This is a genomic window from Francisella sp. 19X1-34, from assembly GCF_041102755.1.
Taxonomy (GTDB): domain Bacteria; phylum Pseudomonadota; class Gammaproteobacteria; order Francisellales; family Francisellaceae; genus Francisella.
In genome coordinates this window covers 1-7,821 of record NZ_JBGCTX010000090.1, presented here as the reverse complement: position 1 = coordinate 7,821, position 7,821 = coordinate 1, and the positions used below count along the sequence as shown (strand labels likewise).

Genomic DNA, 7,821 nt, shown 5'->3' with positions numbered 1-7,821 from the left:
ATTCTGTAAATCCCTTATTGTTATATTTAAAATATATAACCTAATTAAAATTTACACAATTATCTGTAAAGACCCCAAAGACCTTGTTGTAACTAAACTTATAACAAGCTTTTGTTTTCTTAAAAGAAATATTTTTTAGCACGAATACTGTGATATCCGTAGATATTTTTGGTATATCTGAGCAAAATCTTCAAAGGCAAATATATGAGAAGATGTATATACATTCAAGTAAATATTTCTCCCCGATCTACTCTTTATAGCAATACTGAGCTTATACTTTTTTGATGTCCAAGTTTCTGTCCCGCGTTTAATTTGTGCATATATATAATAGCTTGGATTAGAACATGAAGCACCTTTACTATAACCATAACCGTCTTTATTTAGATTCCAAAAATAATAGTCCTCACTTTCAGAATCCTTTGTTAGAGTTAAGGCAGCATTTTTATCTGCAAGTCCTGTTACCCCAGTATGAACATTTTCATATTGTAAACTTATTTCATCTCCTGCTTTAACGTTTTCGATATGCACTTTAAATTTATCAAACCCCACTCCTATCCAATGCCATGGCCCTCCATGTACAGATAATAGCTTAATAGCAGGAAGAGCTAATATCATAACATCAGAATCAGCATTTTTTTCAATAATGTTACCGTTTGAATCAACAACCTTTACACTAATATCATTTTTTGAAATTTTTGCATTCTTTGTAACGCCAGCTGGAACGTTTAACTTTAAAGTAGCAGAATCAGTTATTTCAGGCTTGATTCCGCTAGGTAAATTACGAACTGTCCATTGATAGCTGCTTATAGTCGCCCCACCTTTAGCTGTAGCGTCAACATGATACGTAAATACTTGAGGTGAACTACTATAAGGGATACTACTTGCTTTAGGTTTTACGCTCTTAATCTCAGGTGCACTATTTGATCCATTAATCGTAGCTGCTGGTGCAGCAGTTGGCTTAGATTTGACACCTTTATCATCTGTTGCTATAACTGTTATATCTCCTTTATTTATCTTTAATCCAGATGCAGCTATATCTGTATCATCAATTTTTAATTCTAGTGTATTTGCATTTTCTCCAGTAACACTTATTATTCCTTTGGCTTGTGATATGCTAGTCGGTACAGCCCATTTATAAGCTTTCCCTGTTTTACTAATAGCTGTATATATAAGAGTCTTAGTACTTCCAGCTACATATAGAACTATACCATTTGTAGGATTTATCTCCACACTAACTTTAGGTACACTATTTGATCCATTAATCTTGACAGCAGATGTCGCGTTAGTAGTTGTTGATCCTTGTGTATTTGTTCCTGTTACACTAATTTTTGATCCATCTATACTATCACCTCTAGGCGGTATCTTACTAACATCTAATGTTACGTCTAATTCTTTTGCATTAGTAGGTGAGACTACTGCATCTTGGACATAATTTAACCCTTTAAGAGTTTGAATTGCCTTACTCCAATCAAACTTATCTGCTGTATCTGGCGTAGTTACTTTATACGTAAACAAAGTAGTTCCATATTTCACCGTAGCTGGACCAGAAACTGTAAATTTCGGGGCAACTGATGATCCATTTATTATAACATCCTGTGTCGGGCACCCTGAAACTATGGTACCAAATGAATCTTTTACTCCAACCTTTATATCTCCAGGATTAATTGCATCTGCACTAGCTCCGGCTTTAACCGTTAGACTTACCTGTCCCGCATTATTCACTGTCACCGCTGTAATATCAGGATGCTTAACTTTTATACTAAACTTATCAATATCATACCTATAAGGTTTTTGACCTCCTGATACTTTAATTTGATATCTAATGCTCTGAGAGTTAATAGAATTATACGGTATTACGTTTGAACCGTTTAATGTAACACTAACTGTAGGTATTCCACCTCGTCCTTTTATTGTAACAACTTGTGTCGGATGTCCTGAAACTATAGTACCAAATGAATCTTTTACTCCAACCTTTATATCTCCAGGATTAATTGCATCTGCACTAGCTCCGGCTTTAACCGTTAGACTTACCTGTCCCGCATTATTCACTGTCACCGCTGTAATATCAGGATGCTTAACTTTTATACTAAACTTATCAATATCATACCTATAAGGTTTTTGACCCCCTGATACTTTAATTTGATATCTAATGCTCTGAGAGTTAATAGAATTATACGGTATTACGTTTGAACCGTTTAATGCAACACTAACTGTAGGTATTCCACCTCGTCCTTTTATTGTAACAACTTGTGTCGGATGTCCTGAAACTATAGTACCAAATGAATCTTTTACTCCAACCTTTATATCTCCAGGATTAATTGCATCTGCACTAGCTCCGGCTTTAACCGTTAGACTTACCTGTCCCGCATTATTCACTGTCACCGCTGTAATATCAGGATGCTTAACTTTTATACTAAACTTATCAATATCATACCTATAAGGTTTTTGACCTCCTGATACTTTAATTTGATATCTAATGCTCTGAGAGTTAATATAATTATACGGTATTACGTTTGAACCGTTTAATGCAACACTAACTGTAGGTATTCCACCTCGTCCTTTTATTGTAACAACTTGTGTCGGATGTCCTGAAACTATAGTACCAAATGAATCTTTTACTCCAACCTTTATATCTCCAGGATTAATTGCATCTGCACTAGCTCCGGCTTTAACCGTTAGACTTACCTGTCCCGCATTATTCACTGTCACCGCTGTAATATCAGGATGCTTAACTTTTATACTAAACTTATCAATATCATACCTATAAGGTTTTTGACCTCCTGATGCATTAACTTGATATCTAATACTCTGAGAGTTAATAGAATTATATGCTATTATGCTTGAGCCTTTTAATTTAACATTTGCCTTTAAGAGTATTTTTGTTATTTTTATCGGCTTATCTAGTAACACTAAATGACTAGGATTACCCTTCTTATCATGTGCTACCACTCCTATAGAGCCTGCTGGTATCTCACTAAGTTTAGTAGCCTTCTTCTCAACTCTAACCCTGACCTTATCTGATGTATTTTTAGAATTTACAAAGCTAAAATAATTCGCATACATAGGTGCTATTCGCCACTGATATCCTTTTAAATTTAATTTATGTCCTTTCTGAACTACAAAATCTTTTGCATCAAAGGTTACCTCCCCTCCAACAGGTACTACTGTTGATTCAGGAACTATCTTACCTCCTGTGGGTCCAACTTTACCTCCAATTATAGCTACAGCTTTATCAGGATGTACATCTCTACTATAATGACGCTTTTTATCCTTACCTATATCACTAGCTTCAACCCAAATCGCATCTGTAGGAATACTAGTTAATTTAGAATTTAAAACTGTAACTGATACTTGATTCGTCGAACTAGTACCCAAACTAAAATCTTTCCCATATTTTTTTTCATCCATTGCCCACTTATAACCATTTGCATCAATAGCCCCAGATATATCACCCTTCATAAGATTTAGTAATCTATATGTCGATGAACCTCCTTCTACCTTAAAGCCGCTTGCAGTATATAAAACAGTCGAACCCACAGTAACACTATCAGAATCCGGCTCAACCACACCCCCTTTAGGGCCTAGTGAACCATCACGCATAGTTACATGAAAAGGTGCTGACTCACCTTCTCCTCCTTTTATGTCCTTTGCTGATACTCTGATAACCGCTGAAGTCAAAATATTACTCGATGTTACAACTTTTATTTCTTTTAGATTAGCAGGAGTACCACTCTTAACATGCCAACCTTTTGGCAAATACCATCTAAAGCCAGTTGCCTCTATAGCTGGACCATCCCCTTTCACAATAGCTCTATACGTATATTCTGATGAAGTAGACACATGTGTCTCCCCCTCAATTGACACTCTTAAACTAGATATATTAACCTTATTCGATGGCGGTGATTGGTCACCATATTTATCTACAGCAACCATCTGCAAGATCATATTATGACTAAAACTTTTGAATCTATAATTTAACTTACCTTTATTATCATCATCACTTCTTGTCTGTGCTATCTGTTTATTATTTAATAACCATTTATAATAAAGCGGAGAATAACCTCCTTTGGGATCTTTAGTCACCTTAAAATGACAATTTGGATAAGCTGAACTACATACACCATCTTTTGCTATCGTTGGAGCACCTAAATTATTGAACTTTATCTTAGTTGATAAATTAACAGGATAAATTTTATTGTTAATCGATGCCTCACCTTTGACATACACTGTGGCATGGGTAGCATTTCCGTCAAATCGAAGACCTGTGGGATTACTATTCAAAGTACACTGATTATTAGTACAACTTATTAGATTACGCTCATCTAACTCTTTCTCACTCGCAAGTGCTGCCTTGCTTTGACTATCTGCAAACCACCTAATAGTTGTCTTTACAAATCCGTTCGGATATGGTTTAGAATATAAAAACTGATCTGTAATCAAGTCCTGCTCATATACAGCATCTAAAGGAACCAATGTTAAACTACAAACCCTATCATTAGTACACACATATGTTACCCTAAACATTGGCTTATGATGTTTACCACACGCACTTAGAAGCAAAGCTGAAAATATTATAAAAAGTAAAAAACTTAATTTGAATTTAAAATCATTTATTAACCCTGTCATATAGTTTACTAATAAAATTTAAAATAAATCTAATTTTAAGAAAGACTAAATAAGCTTAATACATGAGTTCTAGTCATTTTATATACAATTTAAGACACCTAAAGTTTAGAAACAGATTTTATTTTTGAATTTTTTCTTCAGTTCTAAAGAATATTGAATAGCCTAGCTATAGATAATTTTATAACTTACATTTACGCCTCTTTCTTTAAGCGTGTTTCTAAACCTTTATAACTTACAAGATATTTCAAATATCAACAGACCATAAAAGTACTCTTAAATTATTTATATCTAAATTCATTCATAATTCGTTATAAATAATAATTTTTAAAACAAATAAAAATTAGGTTATATAAATCATCCTGATTTACCCCATTGTCCTTGTGCATAACCAGGTATTTGCTGTAGTCGTGAATATAGCTTATCAGCATTACCAACCCCGCCACCAAGGCCTTTAAGTTCAAAAGAAAATAAGAATGTATCTGTAAGGCCTCCTAATAAAGTAGGCTCATTAAGGTCTTGGTTTGTATAAGCACTTGCTTGATATAAAAATCTAATGGCCCATGATTTGGCATTATATTGAACTCCAACAAAAGCATTAGCAAGCTGTTTTTGTTGAAAGTTATAGTTCCATAATCCAGCTACTGCCCAGTTATTTGTGATATTTAATATTGTACCTAATGTAATAGTTTCTTGATGCTGAGGAGCAACTCCATCATCTATTTGTTGCTGAGTTAAGGCATTCCAATTATTTGCAATATTATTATATGAAACACTAAGGATATTTTCATTTTCGTCTTTATATACTAGAGAGTAAACCTGATAGTCTAAATTATTTCTATTAATCCTATAGTTTACCTGACCATTAAAGTATAAATTCTTAGTTATATACATATCAAAAGAACTCATAATTGGAGAAAAAGTATCTTTTGAAAATTCGTCTGTCATACCGGGATTAGGACACTTTGAATTACCTTGACATAAAGTAACTCTTCTATCTGTAAAGTACAGCATTTGCCCAATTTTTGCTGTAGCTAAAGTACTACCATCAGATTTATCTAACGTTGATGCCTCTAATGCATATGTGACCTGATTAGCATTATTAATCCTATCATGTCCTGTGAAACGGTTAACTTGAAACATCTGCTCATATTGCTCATTCTGTAAGCTGGTATCAAATAGAGGAATATCTGTCTGATCCTGATATGGAATATATGTATAGAACAACCTAGGATGTAGTGTTTGTGTGAATGAACCTACATCATTTGTAACATCACGATCAAAGTATGCTCCAGCATCAATATTAAATATTGGGATTATACTTGTTACAGAACTATTATTAAACTTAATAGTATCTGTTGGTTTTCTTTCCAACTGATAGTAACGAATAGGTACTTCTAAAGATGGCTTTATATAGATCCAACTATTAGTATAGTTTCCAGCAAGCTTTGGCGACTCATAACCTCTAAAAGCATTCACATTTGTTCCTAATGCCGCACCAGGATCTCCTGATACAGGGCCGGGAGATTTTTGGAAAAATGTATTAAGGGTATCAACCTTTACTGTTAGATAGTTTGGAGTATAGCCTTGAGATGTAAGATTAAATCTCACTTCGGGTAACTTTGCATATGGCGTATTATCAACTGTTAATGTTGGATTTACTTTACCGTAATATAAAATTTTAATGCCTGAATTACCATAACTGTTTTTATAATCCAAATCAAACTCTCTATCAAGTAATGTTTTGGTAACTAAGTTAATATTTCCAACTGAGAAATCATTATAATACTGAGCATCACTCACATAATCATACTCAAAGTTTGTCGATATGCCACTCTTAAAAGCACTCTTACTAGTCAAAGTAAATGCTCCTCTTATTTCTTGTGCCTGAAAATCATAAGGGACTATAGATCCTTCAAATTGCTCTTGGGTATTCTCTGACATATATCTAAAAGTACCATTTTCCATCAAACCTCTTTTTGACCAAAGTACTGTATCTAACAATAAATCATAGTTAGGTGCAAGATTAAAATAATAAGGAATAGATATACCATAACCAACATTTGTATTTTGGAGGATACTTGGCATTAAGAACCCAGACCTTCTTTTATTATCAAGAGGATGAGAGTAGTATGGTATATACATAACAGGTATATCTTTGATTTCAAAATAACCATTTTTTATATATGCCATATTTGCTTTAGTATCTATATCAATATTTTTCCCAGTTAATCTCCAGTCATTATCATATGGACTACCTGTGGTTATATAACCATCTGATATAAAAATATTATTCTTTTCTTTAATAAAAGATTTACCATAACCTCTTATATAGCCACTAAAGTTTTCTTTATTATACATACGAGTATTTGGAGTTTCTCTGGCCATCCTAAAATAGGTCTGCCCAGCACTATATGAATCATCATCGAAATTTGCGCTCAGATCTTTTGTACGTATAACAAGCCCTGTTGCTGGTTTTCTTACCGTCACATTACCAATGGCATCTAGAAATCTGACTGAAGATAAACTATTATTAAACCCAACAATAGCATTATTGGCATACACTTCTTGGTTACACTGAAGAAAGTCAACATTTCCAGATGTAATCAAATTTCCATCTAAATCATATTGAGAATTTTCACTGGATATTTTTGTTTCTTTGGATTTACATAGTGCCTTGGTAAATTGGCTATCGTTATTATAATAACCTCCAACCATATAAGAGGGTTTATTAACCCAACCCCAATCATTAGCTAGTGCTTTTTGTTTCTGACTAACCTTTAACTCTTTTGCAAAAATATTCTTTGGCTTTGGTGATTTACGACAGTCCCATTGACCATCTTCATCTACTGTACATGCCCAATCTTGCTTAGTAGGATTTCCATTCATTATGCGTGCAGCACTAGCTTGTAGTGGAATTATAAAAATTGCTAAAAAATAAACAAAGAAAATTAGTATAAACATTTATTAAAGCTTTAGCCTTAAATGTTTATCAACTATTGCTAAGTTCATATATCCTCAGACAGAATTTAAAATAAATCTTATTCTAAGAAAATCTAAAAAGACTTAATATATGACTTATAGCCAATTTATATACAATTTAGGACATCAGAAAATACTAAATAACCTCAGTTCGGAATTAAAAGCATTGTAAATTAAGGGTTTAGTAGTGTTTTTAGGTTAAAATAAGCGAAAAAC

At 33.4% G+C, this 7,821-nt stretch carries 2 protein-coding genes; both read right to left on the bottom strand.

Translation table 11 applies throughout. The features are described 5' to 3' along the window. Window positions 1–135: 135 nt before the first annotated feature. Window positions 136–4,626, bottom strand: coding sequence for a hypothetical protein (locus AB8E56_RS10870; protein WP_329481017.1), 4,491 nt, complete (start codon window positions 4,624–4,626; stop codon window positions 136–138). 354 nt (window positions 4,627–4,980) lie between these two features. Continuing rightward, window positions 4,981–7,587, bottom strand: a complete 2,607-nt coding sequence (locus AB8E56_RS10865) for an LPS assembly protein LptD (protein WP_329481015.1) — start codon at window positions 7,585–7,587, stop codon at window positions 4,981–4,983. Window positions 7,588–7,821: the final 234 nt, after the last annotated feature.